General features: G+C 36.2%; 16 protein-coding genes and 1 other annotated feature. All 16 genes read left to right on the top strand.

From position 1 onward, the window contains the following. Positions 1 to 115: 115 nt before the first annotated feature. The 16 genes from ftsA (at position 116) to BCELL_RS12745 (ending at position 17,013) form a co-directional block, all read left to right on the top strand. Positions 116 to 1,402, top strand: coding sequence for a cell division protein FtsA (ftsA, locus tag BCELL_RS12820; protein WP_013489177.1), 1,287 nt, complete (start codon positions 116 to 118; stop codon positions 1,400 to 1,402). Positions 1,403 to 1,457: 55 nt separating this feature from the next. Further along, entirely contained in the window at positions 1,458 to 2,597 is a 1,140-nt protein-coding gene (gene ftsZ / locus BCELL_RS12815) for a cell division protein FtsZ (protein WP_013489176.1), read from the top strand. A 429-nt stretch (positions 2,598 to 3,026) separates the two neighbouring features. Next, positions 3,027 to 3,938 carry a sigma-E processing peptidase SpoIIGA gene (gene spoIIGA / locus BCELL_RS12810; protein ID WP_013489175.1) on the top strand — a complete coding sequence of 304 codons (912 nt, stop codon included), beginning with the start codon at positions 3,027 to 3,029 and terminating at the stop codon, positions 3,936 to 3,938. A gap of 30 nt (positions 3,939 to 3,968) precedes the next feature. Continuing rightward, positions 3,969 to 4,688 (top strand): RNA polymerase sporulation sigma factor SigE, encoded by a 720-nt coding sequence (gene sigE / locus BCELL_RS12805; RefSeq protein ID WP_041808253.1) that lies wholly within the window; start codon positions 3,969 to 3,971, stop codon positions 4,686 to 4,688. Between the two features lie 88 nt (positions 4,689 to 4,776). Further along, positions 4,777 to 5,604, top strand: a complete 828-nt coding sequence (sigG, locus tag BCELL_RS12800; RefSeq protein ID WP_087942425.1) for an RNA polymerase sporulation sigma factor SigG — start codon at positions 4,777 to 4,779, stop codon at positions 5,602 to 5,604. A gap of 243 nt (positions 5,605 to 5,847) precedes the next feature. Beyond that, a complete protein-coding gene (locus BCELL_RS12795) occupies positions 5,848 to 6,111 on the top strand; it encodes a YlmC/YmxH family sporulation protein (RefSeq protein ID WP_013489172.1) in 264 nt (87 codons plus the stop codon). Between the two features lie 159 nt (positions 6,112 to 6,270). Then, positions 6,271 to 6,954, top strand: a complete 684-nt coding sequence (locus tag BCELL_RS12790) for a YggS family pyridoxal phosphate-dependent enzyme (RefSeq protein ID WP_013489171.1) — start codon at positions 6,271 to 6,273, stop codon at positions 6,952 to 6,954. A 21-nt stretch (positions 6,955 to 6,975) separates the two neighbouring features. Beyond that, positions 6,976 to 7,383 carry a cell division protein SepF gene (locus BCELL_RS12785; protein ID WP_013489170.1) on the top strand — a complete coding sequence of 136 codons (408 nt, stop codon included), beginning with the start codon at positions 6,976 to 6,978 and terminating at the stop codon, positions 7,381 to 7,383. Positions 7,384 to 7,406: 23 nt separating this feature from the next. After that, positions 7,407 to 7,673 carry a YggT family protein gene (locus BCELL_RS12780; RefSeq protein WP_013489169.1) on the top strand — a complete coding sequence of 89 codons (267 nt, stop codon included), beginning with the start codon at positions 7,407 to 7,409 and terminating at the stop codon, positions 7,671 to 7,673. Between the two features lie 54 nt (positions 7,674 to 7,727). Next, positions 7,728 to 8,501, top strand: a complete 774-nt coding sequence (locus tag BCELL_RS12775; protein ID WP_013489168.1) for a YlmH family RNA-binding protein — start codon at positions 7,728 to 7,730, stop codon at positions 8,499 to 8,501. Between the two features lie 97 nt (positions 8,502 to 8,598). Further along, positions 8,599 to 9,093 (top strand): DivIVA domain-containing protein, encoded by a 495-nt coding sequence (locus BCELL_RS12770; protein ID WP_013489167.1) that lies wholly within the window; start codon positions 8,599 to 8,601, stop codon positions 9,091 to 9,093. Between the two features lie 102 nt (positions 9,094 to 9,195). Beyond that, positions 9,196 to 9,424: a binding site (T-box leader), on the top strand. 329 nt (positions 9,425 to 9,753) lie between these two features. Beyond that, entirely contained in the window at positions 9,754 to 12,513 is a 2,760-nt protein-coding gene (gene ileS / locus BCELL_RS12765) for an isoleucine--tRNA ligase (protein ID WP_041808973.1), read from the top strand. Positions 12,514 to 13,375: 862 nt separating this feature from the next. Beyond that, a complete protein-coding gene (gene lspA / locus BCELL_RS12760; protein WP_013489165.1) occupies positions 13,376 to 13,840 on the top strand; it encodes a signal peptidase II in 465 nt (154 codons plus the stop codon). Between the two features lie 2 nt (positions 13,841 to 13,842). Beyond that, positions 13,843 to 14,760 (top strand): RluA family pseudouridine synthase, encoded by a 918-nt coding sequence (locus tag BCELL_RS12755; protein ID WP_013489164.1) that lies wholly within the window; start codon positions 13,843 to 13,845, stop codon positions 14,758 to 14,760. A gap of 231 nt (positions 14,761 to 14,991) precedes the next feature. Further along, positions 14,992 to 15,537: a bifunctional pyr operon transcriptional regulator/uracil phosphoribosyltransferase PyrR gene (pyrR, locus tag BCELL_RS12750; RefSeq protein WP_013489163.1), complete on the top strand. Its 546-nt coding sequence runs from the start codon at positions 14,992 to 14,994 to the stop codon at positions 15,535 to 15,537. 141 nt (positions 15,538 to 15,678) lie between these two features. After that, entirely contained in the window at positions 15,679 to 17,013 is a 1,335-nt protein-coding gene (locus tag BCELL_RS12745) for a solute carrier family 23 protein (protein ID WP_013489162.1), read from the top strand. Positions 17,014 to 17,076 lie beyond the last annotated feature (63 nt).

The following is a 17,076-nucleotide window of genomic DNA, read 5'->3' as shown; positions in this document are numbered from 1 at the left end:
CAGTAAAATCCATGATAAAAAAGAGGGAATGAACTGTTTTTGTTGAATACAATTCATAAACTCAATAATGATAATAAAAATAGAAATGAATGTAGGTTTAAGGAGGTGCCAACGAATGAACAACCAAGACATATACGTCACACTAGATATCGGCACATCATGCGTTCGTGTAGTAATTGGTGAAATGGCAAACGGAACGTTGAATGTAATAGGTGTTGGGGAGACTCAATCAGAAGGTATTAAAAAGGGATCTATCGTTGATATAGATGAAACTGTACAATCAATTCGTACTGCTGTTGATAAAGCTGAGAGAATGATTGGACTATCAATACAAGGTGTAATTGTAGGAATAACAGGTAATCATATTCAACTTCAGCCGTGTCACGGTGTTGTTGCGGTTTCCAGTGACGATCGAGAAATTGGAGATGAAGATATTGAACGAGTTATTGATGCAGCCCAAGTAGTCTCAATCCCACCTGAAAGAGAAATTATTGATGTTATCCCTAAACAATTTATTGTTGATGGATTGGATGAAATCAATGATCCTCGCGGTATGATTGGTGTGCGTCTTGAAATGGAAGGGATTATTATCACTGGAGCAAGATCTATGTTACATAATATTTTAAGATGTGTTGAAAAAGCAGGGCTGCAAGTAGCAGGCATTGCTTTACAACCAATTGCAGCTGGGACGATAGCTTTGTCAAAGGATGAGAAAAATTTAGGTGTGGCTTTAATTGATATGGGTGGTGGTTCTACAACCGTATCTGTGTTTGAGAATGGAACTCTCCAAGGGACTAAACAAATCCCGGTTGGAGGAGACCATATAACAAATGATATATCCGTTGGATTTAGAACTTCCACGGAAGAGGCAGAAAAGGTGAAAATTGACTTTGGACATGCTTATGTAGATCTTGCCTCCGATGATGAGACTTTCGAAGTTTCGGAGATTGGTAGTGATCAAAAACAAGAGTTTAGCCAATGGCAATTAGCAAATATAATTGAGCCACGTTTAGAGGAAATGTTATTACTAGCTTTAAAAGAAATTCAAAGGTTAGGTTATCATGACTTGTCCGGAGGGTTTGTATTAACTGGTGGTACAGTGAAAATTCCAGGTGTATTAGAATTGGCAAGAGATGTTCTTCAGAAGAATGTTCGCATTGCTATTCCAGATTATATAGGAGTTCGCGAACCTCAATATACGAATGCTGTTGGCCTCATAACATTCGCTCATAAAAATATGCGTATCCAAGGAAAAGAAGTTGCTGCAAGTGTAGGAGCTTTTGCTGAGGATACACATGAAAGGAAAGAGCGTAAGGAAAAACTACCTAAGAAGAAAACAACAAAAGAGGGAACAGGTGTTAAGAACAAAGTATCGAAATATTTTAAAATGTTCTTCGAATAGTAAAATTTAATTTAAGAAGAAAGTGTGTGAACCATGATGGATTGGGGGATCAATAATGTTAGAATTTGAAATGGACATGGATCAGTTAGCTACGATAAAAGTAATAGGTGTCGGTGGAGGCGGAAGTAACGCAGTAAACCGAATGATTGAAAATGGTTTACAAGGTGTAGACTTTATCGCTGTAAATACAGATGCACAAGCTTTACATTTATCGAAAGCCGAAACTAAATTACAGTTAGGCGGTAAGCTAACTAGAGGACTAGGAGCAGGCGCAAACCCTGAAGTAGGAAAGAAAGCAGCTGAAGAAAGTCGTGAACAATTAGAAGAAGTGTTACACGGTGCAGATATGGTCTTTATCACTGCTGGAATGGGAGGAGGCACTGGTACTGGTGCAGCACCAGTAATTGCTGAAATTGCAAAAGAATTGGGCGCATTGACTGTCGGTGTAGTAACTCGTCCTTTTACTTTTGAAGGTCGCAAGAGAATGAATCAAGCTGGTGGTGGGATAGGCTCACTAAAAGAAAAAGTTGATACTTTAATTGTGATTCCAAACGATCGGCTATTAGAAATAGTCGATAAAAATACGCCAATGCTTGAGGCTTTCCGTGAAGCTGATAATGTTTTACGTCAAGGTGTTCAAGGTATTTCAGACTTAATAGCTGTGCCAGGACTAATTAACTTAGATTTTGCGGATGTCAAAACAATTATGAGTGAAAAAGGATCTGCTTTAATGGGAATTGGTGTAGCAACAGGTGAAAATAGAGCGGCAGAAGCCGCTAAAAAAGCAATCTCTTCACCGTTGCTTGAAACATCTATTGATGGTGCACAGGGCGTACTTATGAACATTACAGGTGGAGCTAACTTAAGTCTGTTTGAAGTTCATGAAGCTGCCGAGATTGTTTCTTCTGCTTCTGATAGTGAAGTGAATATGATTTTTGGATCTGTTATTAATGAGGACTTAAAGGATGAAATTGTTGTAACAGTAATTGCGACTGGATTTGATGAGCAGCAAAATGAAAAAATTGTTACAGGTGGAAACAGAACGTCAACATTACAGCAACGTCCTAAATCTACAAATAGAGTAGAACCGCAAAAAGAGAATTCAAATGTACAAGTTCAAAAACAAGCACAAGAAGAGGAATTAGATACTTTAGATATTCCTACTTTTTTAAGAAATCGTAAGAAAAGATCATAGTTGAATAACAAGAAGACCAAGCGTAAATGCTTGGTTTTTTTCTTGTAGATAAGAAAACTCTGCAGTGCAATTTTCCCTTAGGGTTTTACTAACGAGAGCAGCACTCACTAGTACTTTTGAGATGCTGTCAAACTTCCATTGCTTTAAAGAATAACGTTATACCATTTTTTTTAGACATAAAAGAATATTTTACTTTGATAGCTTCCTAGATTCATCCCAGAAATTTCCTTCCCTCTTTTACGAACAGTCAAAAGAAAATATCAAATCTATAACGAATTATTACTAAAAAACTAGCATATAAATTTCAATGACAAGAATAATGAAAAACTGCCAAAATAAGTCCCTTTCTATTAGCAAAAAGTGACAGACTTAAAAAGCTACATCAGTTATACTTAGTTCAAATTACGATTTGGATGGTGGCTGATTGACTTGGAAATCTATCTTGACATTGTTTGGCTATTAAACTTTTTAGTTGATACTTTACTTTTACTGTTGACCTCCATAGTCATAAAAAGAAATATTAAAAAAAGTAGATTAATATTTGGAGGTTTTATTGCCTCTTTGTATATCTTTTTTTTATTTACCCCATTCGATGTCATAGCCATGAATCCACTCGTGAAAAGTGTTTATTCTATCTTGATAATTTTAGCTACATTTGGATTTAGGCGATTTCGATTATTTATCCAAGCGTGGCTCACTTTCTTTTTCGTTAATTTCGCCGTTGGGGGTGGTCTTTTAGGTTTACATTATTTTCTTGAAACAGATACAAGCTTTATCAACGGAACCTTTGCAACACAAACAAGTGGTTTTGGAAGCCCTATTAGCTGGTTGTTCGTATTAATAGGCTTTCCCATCATGTATGTGTATTCTAAACAACGTTTTGAAAATATGGAAACGGAAAAAATTCGATATGACCAAATTTATGAAGTCCTAGTTAAAGCTGCAGGAATACAATTACATTTAAAGGGATTTGTTGATAGTGGAAATCGTCTAGAGGACCCTTTTACAAGGCGTTCCGTCATAATTATAGATATGACGGAAGTAGGGAATCAATTCCCAGAATCCGTTGTCCAATTTACCAAAAAACAAACATTCTCGCATGAAAATATTCCAGAACGATTTGAAGGGAAGTTGACTTTAATTCCATTTCGAACGGTAGGAGAAAAACAGCAGTTTTTGTGGGCTCTAAAGCCTGATGAAGTCATCGTTTTAGACGATAATCAATCGTATAAATGTAATCAAGTACTACTAGGTTTAAGCCATATCCCGTTATCGGATCGAAATGACTATAATTGCTTACTACATCCTAAAATGATGCAACAAAAGAAGCAGACATCGTAAATCTGTTCAAATTCTAAAGGGGGAGCTAGCATGATGAAGGTAAGAATTAAATTGAAGCTATGGTGGTATAAAATACTTAAAAAATTGGGATTAAAGCCTGATGAGGTATATTACATAGGTGGTAGTGAAGCACTGCCTCCACCCCTTTCGAAAGAAGAGGAAGCGTATTTATTAAAGAAACTACCATCAGGGGATGATTCTGTTCGTTCTGTTTTAATTGAGCGAAATTTACGCTTAGTCGTATATATTGCGAGAAAGTTTGAAAACACGGGGATAAATATTGAAGACCTTATTAGTATAGGCACAATAGGACTAATTAAAGCAGTAAGTACATTTGATCCAGAAAAGAAAATTAAGCTTGCTACCTATGCATCACGGTGTATTGAAAATGAAATCTTAATGTACTTAAGAAGAAATAATAAAATACGATCTGAAGTTTCATTTGACGAACCTTTAAATATTGATTGGGATGGTAATGAACTTCTTTTATCTGATGTATTAGGTACAGAAGAAGATATCATTACTAAAGGTATTGAGGATAAAGTTGACCGTAAACTCCTTGTAAAAGCATTGGAAGCGCTAAATGACAGGGAAAAACAAATCATGGAACTGAGATTTGGTTTAGCTGGGGATGAAGAAAAAACACAAAAAGATGTTGCTGATATGTTAGGAATATCTCAATCATACATTTCTCGGTTAGAGAAAAGGATTATAAAAAGGTTACAAAAGGAATTTAATAAAATGTTATAAATTTTTTTTAGCATGATGCGACAAGGCTTGGACACGTTTCAGGCCTTTTTTCGTTTGGAAGCTCTGCATAAATTTCCCTCTCAAGGAGATACTGAATTTTGTACATCAGCTCCTGTTGGGAGGGAAGACATTGACTCGCAATAAAGTAGAAATTTGTGGTGTAGACACATCTAAGTTACCAGTGCTAAAAAACAAAGAAATGAGAGTCCTCTTTGAAAAAATGCAAAATGGGGACGAATTTGCAAGAGAAGAACTAGTAAATGGAAATTTACGACTCGTTCTTAGTGTTATTCAGCGATTCAATAATCGTGGTGAATATGTAGATGACTTATTTCAAGTAGGGTGTATAGGCTTAATGAAATCAATTGATAATTTCGACCTAAGCCAAAACGTAAAGTTTTCCACATATGCAGTTCCCATGATTATTGGGGAGATTAGAAGGTACTTGCGCGATAATAACCCAATCCGTGTTTCAAGGTCTTTACGAGACATAGCCTACAAAGCACTACAAGTAAGAGACAATATGATGAATGAGAAAAAACGTGAGCGGGAGCCAACTGTTCAAGAAATTGCAAAAGTATTAGATGTACCAAAAGAAGATATTGTATTTGCTTTAGACGCAATTCAAGATCCAGTATCATTGTTTGAGCCAATCTATAATGATGGAGGAGATCCAATTTATGTGATGGATCAAATTAGTGATGATAAACAAAAGGACATTCAATGGATTGAAGAGATTGCGTTAAAAGAAGCAATGATTCGCTTAAATGACAGGGAAAAAATGATACTTGATATGCGCTTTTTCCAAGGGAAAACGCAAATGGAGGTTGCCGATGAAATCGGTATTTCCCAAGCACAAGTTTCCAGACTAGAAAAGGCTGCCATTCAACAAATGAATAAACATGCTAAAGAATAAAACGCACGGGTGTCCTAAAAGATAAGTAGTTCTGGCAATGACCTACATAAGCCAGGAATTGCAGAGGTCACTCGTATAGAGGGGGACTTAAAAGGTATAATCAACCTTTTGAGTCCCCCTCCTTTTTACGTATAAAAAGACAATTTTCCTACCGAAGATAGCTAGTTAAAAGATTTTATTATTAGTGATATAAGTTGAACAAGTTATGCATACAATGTATCGAATAAAGGGGAGGGGTCTAGTATGTTAAAAATATCTGATATTCAAGCGAAGGATATTGTCAATCTCGCAGATGGCCGTTTACTAGGACATATTACTGACTTGGATATTAATTTAGAATCTGGGAAAGTAGATGCTTTAATTATTGGTGGAGGTAAGATGATGGGGTTATTTAATCGTGGAGATCAAGAGATCATTGTTCCTTGGAAAAATGTCGTTAAAATAGGTTCTGATGTTGTTCTTGTACGGCATCATCCTGGTGGCGCGAGCGATTCAGATGATGATTAGAAACCTCCTTCATATGCGGAGGTTTTGTTTTTTTACCCAAAATACGACGTTATTCTAAAAAAAATGATAATGTCTCACTGATTAATCATTGCTTGATGAGCAAAGATTCTTTATGATATTAGTATGAAATAAATGTTTAGTTTGGAAGGAGTCTCGCTCGTGTCAGTACAAGAGAATCTAAATAGAATTCATCAAGTTGTGAAAGATGCTTGTAAAAAGGAGAATAGAGACTATAACTGTGTTAACATAATAGCAGTTACAAAGTACGTATCTATTGAACGAGCAAAAGATGCTTTAGCTTCTGGTATTCAGCATATAGGTGAAAATCGTGTAGAAGAAGCTCTTAAGAAATGGGAAGTGCTTGGAGAAAAAGGGACATGGCATTTTATTGGGAGTTTACAATCAAAAAAAGTAAAGAAAATGATTCATCAATTTGATTATATCCATTCATTAGATCGTTTATCTCTTGCGAAAGAAATAGACAAGCGTACACCTGAAGGGGAAACGATGAAGTGCTTCGTTCAAGTAAATGTATCAGGAGAGGAAACGAAATCAGGAATTAAACCTGAAGAAACAATTTCTTTTATTCATGATTTATCAAAGTATAAAGCAATTGAGGTTGTAGGTTTAATGACTATGGCCCCAATTGTAGAGAATGCAGAAGAAGTTCGACCATATTTTCGACAATTGAGAGAATTGAAGGAAAAGATAGAGAAGTTGAAATTATCTCATGCACCGTGTCATGAGTTATCGATGGGAATGTCTAATGATTTTGCCATTGCAGTTGAAGAGGGAGCAACCTTTATTCGTATAGGAACTGCTTTAGTAGGGAAGGAAGAGTAAAGAATAGAGAGGTGAAATACTGTGAGTTTAAAGCAGACTTTTAAGAAGTTCTTTGAGCTTGAAGATGAATATGAGGATACCGTCGAGCATAGTGGAGATATTGAGCCTACATACCCTCAACGGCACGAGAAAGAAAAAAAGAATGTAGTGAGTTTAACGAGCATACAAAACCAAGCAAAAGTAATGCTTATTGAACCTCATAGCTATGACGAGGTTCAAGAAATTGCGGACCATTTAAAAAATAGAAAATCAGTTGTTATTAATTTACAACGATTACCGCACGAACAAGGAAAACGAGTAGTCGATTTCATTAGTGGCACAGTATATGCTATTGGTGGCGATATTCAGAAGCTCGGGTCTAACATATTTCTTTGTACACCTGATAACGTAGACGTATCTGGATCTATATCAGAGATGCTTCAAGATTAGTACAGAAAGGTGGATTTAATTTTATGATAGTTTTACTTCACGATGTAATACAGCGTATATTTACGATTTACTTTTTCCTATGTATTATTTATGTGTTTATGTCTTGGGTTCCAAATGCTAGGGAGTCATCGATAGGAAGAATTATTGGGAAATTGGTGGAGCCATATTTTGCTCCATTTAGAAAAATCATTCCCCCGATTGGTATGATTGATATTTCTCCACTTATTGCAATTTTTGCATTGAATTTCGCTAGAGATGGCGTTACGTTCTTATTTAGTCTATTTGTTTAAAAAAGAGATTGTGTATAGAGATTGTGTAAAATTTTTAATGGAGTTGTTTATTGCATGAGTGTTTATCAACACTTTCGAAAGGACGAACACGCCTTTGTAGACCAAGTAATGGAGTGGAAGGAGACAGCAATTGAACAATACCGTTCAAAGTTGACCGACTTTCTTGATCCACGTCAACAATACATTGTTCAATCCTTGGTAGGCCAAAATGATGAGGTTGCAGTATCCTTCTACGGAGGTTATAAGGAAGCAGAGAGAAAAAGGTGCCTAATATATCCGCACTATGTGGAGCCAGTAACAGAGGATTACGACATTGCTCTATACGAGCTCTTATATCCAACAAAGTTTGTTCAAATAGAGCATAGGGAAATATTAGGTGCCTTAATGAATGTTGGTTTAAAGCGAGAGAAATTTGGCGACATTCTTAATTCTGCTGAACGGTTTCAAATTGTACTAGCAAAGGAAGTAGCTGAATTTGTTAGTTGGAATTTAAAATCTGTAGGAAAGGCGAGAGTAAGCTTACAAGTGGTTCCTATCGAGGAAAGTATTAGTGTAACGAAGGAATATTCTTATTTGCACATCACTGCATCATCCCTGAGACTCGATACAATTGTGGCTGAAGTATACAAACTGTCTAGGTCAAAGGTTAAACCTATGATAGAAAATGGATACATAAAGGTTAATTGGAAGGTAATAGAGGATCCGAGCTTTTCACTTCAAATAAAAGATGTATTATCTGTAAGAGGGAAAGGCCGATGTGAAATAGTCTCGAATGAAGGACAGACAAAGAAAAATAAGTTTCGTCTATCTGTTGCATTCCCAAAATGATTTGTCGTGATTAAAGGAATTAGAGTACTGTTTGTCGAAAATATGTATTATAATAGAAGAAACGTTGTAATTAAAACATAATTGGAGGTGGCCTGTTATGCCGTTAACGCCGCTAGATATTCATAATAAGGAATTTTCTCGAGGATTTCGTGGCTATGATGAGGATGAAGTAAACGAGTTTTTAGACCAAGTGATCAAAGACTATGAGATTGTTATACGAGAGAAAAAGGAACTATTTGATAGAGTTTCTGAGTTAGAGGATAAGCTTAGTCATTTTTCTAATATTGAAAGTACGTTAAATAGATCCATTTTAATTGCCCAGGAAACAGCTGAGGAAGTAAAACGTAATGCTGAAAAAGAGGCAAAATTAATCATTAAAGAATCTGAGAAAAATGCAGATAGAATTGTAAATGAAGCATTAAGTAAATCAAGAAAAGTAGCATTGGAAATTGAAGAGTTGAAAAAACAAGCTTCGGTTTACCGAACACGGTTTAAAATGCTACTTGAAGCCCAACTTGAAATGCTCAGCACAGAGGATTGGGATGATATTAGTAAGTTAGATGCGGAATTTGAATTAAATAAAGAATCATAACTTGACGCTTGAATTGAACTTATCATATACTTTAATAAGATTTTATGAGTAAAAAACTCAAATATGATTGAATCATTATTTTTTTGGAGAAGATAATAATAAGTGATAACGAAGATAGGGACAGTACATATGAAGTACTAGGCAAAGCGAGTCAGGGTTGGTGGGAGCCTGACACTAGATTCATTTGGAAGATCACCCTTGAGTTGCATACCGAACGGAATAATGTTCTTAGTAGACTATGCCGGCTAATGACCGTTAAACGATTACTAAGTGAATATAACAGTGTTATATTTATTAGGGTGGTAACGCGGGTATCCTTCTCGTCCCTTTGTGGATGAGGAGGTTTTTTATTTGCTAAAAAACGTAAGCAACCGTTGCTCATAGAAATGAAAGTTTTATAAGAATGAAAGGCTGTTTTGTTTTCAGCTTGGTGAAACGAAAGGTGGCGACTTCAGCGGGAGTAGCAAGTGCTGAAGAACCTTCGGTGTGGGGCTGCTCATTGTATTGAGTGATTGGAAAAGGTAATTATCGACCTTTTCGAGTCTCTCTAGAAGCCTTGCCCGCGGAAAGCGCCGCCTGTAGTGCAGTCAAGCATATGAATATACTTAAAAACAACAATCTATGCGAAAAGAGCTAAATGAAAATAGGAGGATTAGCATGATGGATTATAAAGATACCTTACTAATGCCGAAAACAGATTTCCCTATGCGTGGAAATCTCCCAAATCGAGAGCCACAAATGCAGGAAGATTGGGATAGTAATAAGTTATACGAGAAAGTTCAAAAACGTACGGAAGGAAGACCGCTTTTTATATTACATGACGGCCCCCCTTATGCAAACGGAGATATTCATATGGGGCATGCATTAAATAAAATTTTAAAAGATTTTATCGTAAGGTATAAGTCAATGACAGGCTTTCATGCTCCATATGTTCCAGGTTGGGATACTCACGGTTTGCCAATTGAGACCGCTCTAACAAAAAAAGGGAAAGTTGACCGTAAAAAATTAACAATTGCTGAATTTCGTGAAAAATGTGAAGAGTATGCTTTGAAGCAAATCGATAATCAGCGTGAACAATTTAAAAGATTAGGTGTACGAGGTGATTGGGAAAATCCGTATGTAACACTTGATCATGGCTATGAAGCGCAACAAATTAAAGTTTTCGGTGAAATGGCTAAAAAAGGATATATTTACAAAGGGAAAAAACCAGTATATTGGTCACCGTCTTCTGAATCAGCTTTAGCAGAAGCGGAAATTGAATATCACGATAAACGCTCTCCATCTATTTATGTTGCTTTTGATGTTGTGGATGGGAAAGATGTTCTAGATGGAGATGAAAAATATGTAATCTGGACAACAACACCTTGGACTATCCCTGCAAACTTAGGTATTTCCGTTCATCCTGATTTAGATTATGTTGTTGTAAAAGTCGATGGGAATAAGTTTATCGTTGCTCAAGGACTTTTAGAACAGTTAGAGACAGAGCTTGAATGGCAAGACTATGAAATTTTAAAAACAGTTAAGGGAATAAAATTAGAAAATACAGTTGCTAAACATCCTTTTTATGATCGTTCATCTCTAGTGATGGTTGGAGAACATGTAACATTAGAAGCCGGTACCGGATGTGTTCATACCGCTCCAGGACACGGGGAAGATGACTTTATTGTTGGTCAAAAGTATGGTCTTGATGTACTATGCCCAGTAGATGATAAAGGGGTTATGACAGAGGAAGCACCGATGTTTGAAGGTTTATTTTATGATGAAGCTAATAAACCGATTACAGAAAAACTAAAAGAAGTAGGTGCGTTACTACATTTGTCATTTATGACACACTCTTATCCACATGATTGGAGAACAAAAAAACCAGTAATGTATAGAGCTACTGCACAATGGTTTGCATCTATTAAAGATTTCCGTGAAGATTTATTAAAGGAAATCAATGAAGTAAATTGGGTACCTCACTGGGGGGAAACGAGACTATATAACATGGTAAGAGATCGTGGAGATTGGTGTATCTCACGCCAAAGAGCTTGGGGCGTTCCTATTCCGGTATTCTACGGTGAAAATAATGAGCCTATCATTACAGATGAGACAATTGAACATGTTTCTAATTTATTCCGTAAACACGGGTCTAATATATGGTTTGAATGGGATACGATTGACTTACTACCCGAAGGCTTTAAATCCGAACATAGTCCGAATGGTACTTTTACAAAAGAAACAGATATTATGGACGTATGGTTTGACTCTGGATCATCTCATCAATCAGTACTAGAAGAGAGAGCAGAATTACAACGACCAGCAGACATGTATTTAGAAGGGTCAGACCAGTATCGTGGATGGTTTAACTCATCATTATCTACTGCAGTCGCTGTAACAGGAAAAGCGCCATATAAAACTGTTTTAAGTCACGGCTTTACGCTAGACGGTGAAGGGCGTAAAATGAGTAAGTCAGTTGGTAATGTTGTTGTCCCAGATAAAGTAATGAAGCAATTAGGTGCAGACATATTACGTCTTTGGGTATCTTCTGTTGATTATCAAGCCGACGTAAGAGTATCTGATAATATTTTAAAACAAGTTGCTGAAGTGTATAGAAAGATTCGTAATACGTTCCGATTTATGCTCGGTAATATCCACGACTTTAATCCAGAAACGGATAAAGTTAATTTTGAAGATATGTCTGAGCTTGATCAATATATGATCGTGAAGCTAAACCAATTAGTAAAAGATGTTAGAAATAGTTACGAAGAATTTCAATTTGGATCAGTTTATAATAAAGTGCACAATTTTTGTACGATTGAGCTTAGCTCATTTTATATGGACCTTGCAAAAGATACACTATATATTCAACATGCCAGTCATCCAGACAGACGTGGTATACAAACGGTTATGTATGAGACGCTAGTAGCTTTAACAAAGCTAATGTCACCAATCTTATCCCATACGACAGATGAGGTTTGGAAGCATATCCCTGGCGTGACTACTGAGAGTGTACAATTAACGGATATTCCTGAAGTGAAGGAATATCATGTTTCTGACCATTTAGTAGAAAAATGGGACCACTTCATGGAATTACGTGATGATGTACTAAAAGCACTAGAAGAAGCTCGTAATGAAAAAGGTATAAAAAAGAGTCTGGAAGCTGCATTAGCCATTTATGCAGATGAAAAGGATCAAGAATTATTAGCTAATATTCCATCGTTGAATAAATTATTTATCACTTCTACAGCTACTGTGTCTCAAAAAAGTGATGCCCCATCAGAAGCGAAGGAATACAATTACTTGAAAATCGTAGTTGATTTTGCTGAAGGGGAAAAATGTGAACGGTGCTGGGTAGTAACACCATCAAGAGGAAAGCATGAAGATCACCCGGGCCTTTGTGATAGCTGCACAGATATTGTATTAAACCACTACACATAATCAATCGTGTAGAGACTATTATAATTTTTTTGTTTCCAGTGTGGATAGTGGGAGAGATCACTGCATGTCGAAGATGGTAGTGTGCTCTCCAACTCTGCATAAAGTTGGGCGTTTAAAACAATGCCTTCGCTGGGCACATAAAGTCATTCTCAAAAGAGAGTGGCTTTTTTATTTGTTATGGTTGGACTTTTTGTTAGATTCGGTTGCACCAATGAGATAATGTCATAGGAGTAATAATAGGGGCGATAAGATCTTAGCTGTCAAAATTAAGATGTGTCGTACGAAGGCAATGACACACGAAAGAGAAGAAGAATGAAAATAAGGTGTATCATACGAAGGCAATGACACACGAAAGAGAAGAAGAATGAAAATAAGATGTGTCGTACAAAGGCAATGACACACGAGAAAGAAGAAGAATGAAAATAAGATGTGTCATACAAAGGCAATGACACACGAGAGAGAAGAAGAATGAAAATAATATGCATCATAGAAAGGCAATGACACACGAGAAAGAAGAAGAATAAAAATAAGATGTATCATACGAAGGCAATGACACACGAGAAAGAAGAAGAATGAAAATAAGATGTATCATACAAAGGCAATGACACACGAGAAAGAAGAAGAATGAAAATAAGATGTGTCGTACAAAGGCAATGACACACGAGAAAGAAGAAAAATGAAAATAAGATGATTGCACCACCAAAAATAGATACGAAATTTTAACGATAACCCGATTATAGGAAAGCAATACGAAATGTTCCTCATAATGTTGTTAATAAATAAATTGTTTGTAGCATATCACTATGCTAAAATGCATGAGTACGATTAAATTAGTTATAGTATAATTCTCTTGGAGGAACAGATGGTATATTACTTAATTGCAATCATTATCATTATTGTCGATCAATTAACAAAGTTGCTTGTTATTTCTAATATGGAATTAAGGCAAAGTATTCCTATTATTGAAGGTTTTTTATATTTGACATCTCATCGAAATCCAGGGGCTGCATTCGGTATATTACCTGGACAAATGTGGTTATTCTATATTGTAACTGCCATAGTAGTAGGTTTTATCATTTATTACATACAAACAAAGGTCGAAAATAATAAATGGCTTGGTATATCGTTAGGGCTCATATTAGGAGGGGCTATAGGAAACTTTATAGATAGGGTAATATATGGTGAAGTAGTAGATTTTATAGATGTTTTTATTTTTTCTTACAATTATCCAATTTTTAATGTTGCTGATTGTGCATTAGTAATTGGCTTTATATTCGTTATTTTTATTATTTATTTAGAAGATAAAAAGCAAGGGAAGGTAAATTAAACATGGAACTATATGAAATAACATCAGAGGAAAATGGAGTAAGAATAGACAAATTTATTTCCGATCATTTTCCACAGTGGTCAAGAACAATTATTCAACAGTGGATTGTCGATAATCATATTCAAGTAAATGGGACTCCTATTAAAAGTAAATACAAGGTCAAGGCTGGGGATCATATTGAGATCCGTGAACCAGATCCAATCCCGCTAGAAATACCAGCAGAAAACCTTAACCTGGATATAATTTATGAAGACGGAGATGTACTCGTAGTAAATAAACCGAGAGGGATGGTTGTTCATCCAGCCCCAGGTCACTACACAGGGACTTTAGTAAATGGTTTGATGTATCATTGTCATGATTTATCAGGCATAAATGGGGTAATGCGACCAGGGATAGTGCATAGAATTGACAAAGACACTTCTGGATTATTAATGGTAGCTAAAAATGATCGTGCCCATGAATCTCTTGTGAACCAACTGAAAAACAAAGAAACAAAGCGACGCTATTATGCAATAGTATCTGGAATTATTCCGCATGATAAAGGAACGATTGACGCACCTATCGGAAGAAATCCTGAAGATCGTCAAAGTATGATGGTTACCGAAAAAAATAGTCGTGATGCAGTTACCCATTTTCAAGTAGTTGAAAGGTTTTATAGACATACACTAGTCTCTTGTGAACTTGAAACAGGGCGAACACATCAAATTAGAGTCCACTTGAAGTATATCGGGTTCCCAATCGTCGGAGATCCGAAGTATGGTCCAAGAAAAAAACAAAAATTCCCGATAGAAGGACAAGCGTTACATGCTGAGCTACTAGGTTTTCAACATCCATCAACTAACGAATTAAAAACATTTCAAGTACCAATGCCACATGACATGGAAACGGTTTTAACGGAAATTAAAAAAATTGAGCGTTGACAAACTACGACATGAATGACATAATTACAGAAGAATTTAATAACGGATTACCTTTAATAGCAGTCCAGTGAGGCTGAAAAGGGACAGACATTTCCTAGGGGAAGTGTACCTAATTTACGTATGTCTACGTATTTTTACCCTCTTACTGCTAAGTAAGAGGGTTTTTTATGCCATAAATACATAAGGAATCCTTGTTAATAAAATGATGCCACTTTGAAAAGAGGGATTTAAATGACGAAGAGAATTATGGATGAGCAAGCAGTAAGAAGAGCATTAACAAGAATTGCACACGAAATTATTGAACGGAACAAAGGCATTCAACACTGTTTAATAGTAGGTATTAAAACAAGAGGAATATACTTAGCAGAGCGTCTGGCTAAAAGAATTGAAGAAATTGAAGGTGAACCAATTGGTGTTGGTGAAGTTGATATCACACTATACCGAGATGATTTAACAAAGAAAACAATAAATGAAGATCCAGAGTTAAAAGGGACAAATATTTCAGTTGATATAACGAATAAGACAGTTATTCTTGTAGATGATGTTTTATACACTGGTAGAACTGTAAGAGCGGCTCTCGATGCTTTAATCGATTTAGGAAGGCCATCTCAAATTCAACTAGCTGTTCTTATTGATAGAGGACACCGAGAGCTACCTATTCGTCCAGATTTTGTTGGGAAGAATGTACCGACATCAAACTCTGAAGTAGTAGAAGCAAACTTACATGAAGTAGATGGTAAAGACGAAGTAATGATAAAACAAAAGGCTTCCCATTAAAGTAGTCCTGCGAGACTAAGAAGGGGTATTCTCTTCTCCTATATGTGAATACTATTACACCTAGTACTCATACTAGATATAGCGAATTACCTCATTAAGGAGTTTTTTGAATGATCAACTCTATTAGAGGAGGAACAGAAAATGAATGAACAAAGAACCGTAGGAATAAAAGAAGTACCGCGTTTTGATCGTTGGTTAATATTAAGTATTCAGCACTTGTTTGCGATGTTTGGTGCAACTATTCTTGTACCAACCATTGTTGAAATTAGCCCAGCTGTTGCTCTTGTATCAAGTGGTTTAGGAACTTTAGCCTACTTGATTGTAACGAGAGGACAAATACCAGCTTATTTAGGATCGTCCTTTGCTTTTATTAACCCAATGATAGCTGCGATTACCATTGGTGGAATTGAAGGCATGCTAGTAGGAAGTTTTGTAGCTGGTCTCGTATATGGGGTAGTAGCATTAGTTATAAAAGCAGGTGGCGTCCGGTGGCTGATGAACTTATTGCCACCAATCGTAGTAGGACCTGTCATTATGGTTATCGGACTAGGCTTAGCCCCTGTAGCGCTTGAAATGGCAATGTATCTTCCAGAAACAATTGGAACGCCTGAACCAATATGGGATGGAACGTTATTTACGATAGCATTGTTGACCCTTTTAATTACAGTAGTAGGAGCAATATTTTTTAGAGGGTTCTTTGGACTAATTCCAATTCTAATCGGGATTGTTGGTGGATATATCATTTCTCTCTTTTTTGGAATGATAGATACTTCTCCTATTAGAGACGCAGCGTGGTTTGCAGTACCAGAATTTTATATTCCATTTGTGACATTTACACCTAGCTTTTCATGGGCAATCATTGCAATTATGGTTCCAGTTGCAGTAGTAACACTATCTGAGCATATCGGAGACCAAATGGTACTAAGTAAAGTTGTTGGTAAAAATTTTGTTGAGAAGCCAGGTTTACATCGTTCTATATTCGGGGATGGAGTAGCAACAATCATTAGCTCGTTCTTAGGAGGACCACCGAATACAACATACGGAGAAAATATAGGTGTTGTAGCAATTACGAGAGTTTTTAGTGTTTTTGTCATAGGTGGCGCAGCAGTCATTGCAATCGCTTTTGGTTTTATCGGTAAAGTTTCTGCAATCATACAAACAATTCCATCGGCAGTGATGGGTGGGGTATCCATTTTATTATTCGGTATTATCGCATCAAGCGGGTTAAGAATGCTAATTGATAATAAGATCAATATTGGTGAAAAAAGAAATTTGATTATATCATCGGTTATTTTAGTCCTTGGTATCGGTGGTGGTGTTATTCACATTACCGACGAGATTGAGATCCCAGGTATGGCGTTAGCAGCTATTGTCGGAATCATTTTGAATTTAGTTATTCCAGGAAGACCACACATAAAAAAATCTGAGGAAATGTTTCAAAGCTTAAATGTAAAAATGGATAAAGAAAAACAATAGCATCATCCTTTAAAAAAGTCCTGTGAGGCTTTCAAGGGTGGCACATAAGAAGTTCTTAAAAAA

The sequence above is a fragment of the Evansella cellulosilytica DSM 2522 genome, from assembly GCF_000177235.2.
Taxonomy (GTDB): domain Bacteria; phylum Bacillota; class Bacilli; order Bacillales; family Salisediminibacteriaceae; genus Evansella; species Evansella cellulosilytica.
The sequence above is the reverse complement of the archived record's forward strand: the minus strand, read 5'-3'. Positions and strand labels throughout refer to the sequence as shown.